3 protein-coding genes are annotated in these 2,132 nt (G+C 67.9%); 1 reads left to right on the plus strand and 2 read right to left on the minus strand.

Annotated elements, in window-relative coordinates:
* Nucleotides 1-189: hypothetical protein (locus NTX40_03875; protein ID MCX5648225.1), on the plus strand; the 189-nt coding region annotated here is incomplete at its 5' end.
* Between the two features lie 133 nt (nucleotides 190-322).
* Here NTX40_03875 and lysA read toward each other — a convergent pair.
* The gene (gene lysA, locus NTX40_03880; GenBank protein ID MCX5648226.1) at nucleotides 323-1,621 is read right to left on the minus strand and encodes a diaminopimelate decarboxylase; all 1,299 of its coding nucleotides are present in this window, start codon (nucleotides 1,619-1,621) and stop codon (nucleotides 323-325) included.
* A 275-nt stretch (nucleotides 1,622-1,896) separates the two neighbouring features.
* Nucleotides 1,897-2,132, minus strand: a 236-nt coding sequence (locus tag NTX40_03885; protein ID MCX5648227.1) for a hypothetical protein, incomplete at its 5' end; no start/stop codon positions are given.

Consider the following 2,132-nt stretch of genomic DNA (forward strand, 5'->3'; position numbering starts at 1 on the left):
CACCTCTGGCGGACCGATGCCGCCGGAAGGACCGACGAGGAAGGACGCATCGCCGTCCGCGCTTTCTTCGGATCGTACCGCATCACCGCCCGGGCGGACCGGCGCTCCAGGACCGTCGAGGTCCGCCTCGGACGCGACGGGCCCGCCGAAGTGGACGTCGTCCTGCCGGCGGCGGGCAGCGCGCGCTAGTGCTCTGTCTGAGAAATCGCGCGGCGGTCCCGGCGTGCCGGGACCGCCGCGAAGAACACGGAGGCCGCGAGACGGGTGGCGGCCTAGGAAGGCCGCCACCCGAAGAACATCCTGCCGGCGGCAGGCGGCCCGCTTAGTCCGAAAGGTTTTTCTCGGGCGCGACGAGGTCGTCGTAGGTTCCGCGTCGGCGGATGAGGCGAGCCTCGCCGCCTTCGACGAGCACCTCCGCCGGCCGGGGAAATGAATTGTACTCCGACGCCATCACCATGCCGTAGGCCCCCGCGCTGAAGACGGCCAGCAAAGCCCCGCGAGCGACGGGCGGCAGATGGCGATCCTTCGCAAGAAAATCCGTCGACTCGCAGATCGGACCGACCACGTCCACCACCTCCGTGCCGGGCATCCTCTCATCGCGGCTGCGCCGGCGCGGCACGAAGTCCGGCCCCGGCTCGACCGGCCAGACGTGATGGTACGAGCCGTACAGCGCCGGCCGGATGAGGTGGTGCATCCCCGAATCGCACAGGAGAAACTTACGGTCGCCGCCCTCCTTCACGTACTGGACCTGAGTGACGAGGATGCCGGCGCTGGCGGTGATGAATCGGCCGGGCTCCATGACGATCTCCAGACCCGCGCCTTGGAGCATCGGCACCAGCGCGCGGCCGAAGGCGTCGGCATCGAGGGCCTCGCCGCCTTCGTAATGGGCGCCGAACCCGCCGCCGATGTCCAGCGACGTCACCTCGAGGCCCGCTCCGCGCAGCCGGCAGACGAGGCCGAGCACTTTCTCGACGGCCTCGACGTACGGATCGACGGAGAGGATCTGCGATCCGATGTGGATGTGGATGCCGGCGAGGGCCACGTGCCGGGCGCCGGGCGAACCGGCAAACGCGCGGAAGACGCGTTCCGCCCGCTCCAGGTCCACGCCGAATTTCGTCTCCCGTTTGCCCGTCGTGACGTAGCGGTGGGTTTTCGGGTCCACGTCGGGATTGACTCGGAGGGCGGCCCGGGCGGTCCGTCCGGTTTCCTCCGCGAGGCGCGCCAGGTTCGCGAGTTCCGCCTCGCTCTCGACGTTCAAGAGGTGAATGCCTTGCTCGAGGGCGTATCGGATCTCCTCATCGGTCTTGGCGACGCCGGCAAAGCACGAGCGCCCCGGGTCGCCGCCCGCCTGGATGACGCGGTAAAGTTCCCCGCCCGAGACCAGGTCGAACCCGCTCCCCTCCTCCGCCAGAAGGCGCAGGATGTGCGTGTTCGAGCAGACCTTGACCGAGAAGCAGATGAGCGGCTCTAGCGCCGCGAACGCGCGGGCGAGTTTGCGGTAGTGGTCGCGCAGGGTGGCGGCGCTATAGACGTAGAGCGGCGTGCCGAAGCGGCCGGCCAGGTCCGCCACCGCTGCGTCCTCGCACCACAGCCCGCCCTCGCGATACTCGAAACGGTCCATCGGACCCTCACCAAGTCCCGGCGCGCCGGGACTTCGGCCGGCATGCCCAGAACGCGGAACCGCCGCCCGAGCCGTCCGTCCGCCCTCCGCTTGCACCCCGAGCCGCAATGGAAACAAGTCTAGGCGTCGGCGAGCGCCCTGTCAACCGACGAGAAGCCGCACAGACACAACGCGGCGCGAGGTTCACATTTACCCGTCCGCCTCGGCGTCGTCGTCCGCGTAAACCGCCACGAGGCGGTTCTCCCAACGGGATCCCTTCAGGACACGCGTCCCACTTATAATGCCGGCGCGCCGGACTTAACGGCAAGCGGGTTTACTGTCACCTGTTCAGGTCTACCCAGGCTACCAACAAGGCCCGCGAGGGCTGGACAGCCGAGATGATCAATTTGATGCAGGGACGGGTTCAGCACAGCCAGGTCGTGCACGAATACGTCAGGTTGGCGGGCGGAGACGTGTTGAACGAATACAGACGCCGGCGTGGTTTCGTAAAGGATGAGGCGGAAACCAAAAA

It is taken from the genome of Planctomycetota bacterium, assembly GCA_026387035.1.
Taxonomy (GTDB): Bacteria; Planctomycetota; Phycisphaerae; order FEN-1346; family FEN-1346; genus JAPLMM01.

What these genes read in the sequence shown, in the direction of transcription:
- lysA (MCX5648226.1), bottom strand. Translation starts at nt 1,621, where the DNA reads ATGGACCGTTTCGAGTATCGCGAGGGCGGGCTGTGGTGCGAGGACGCA.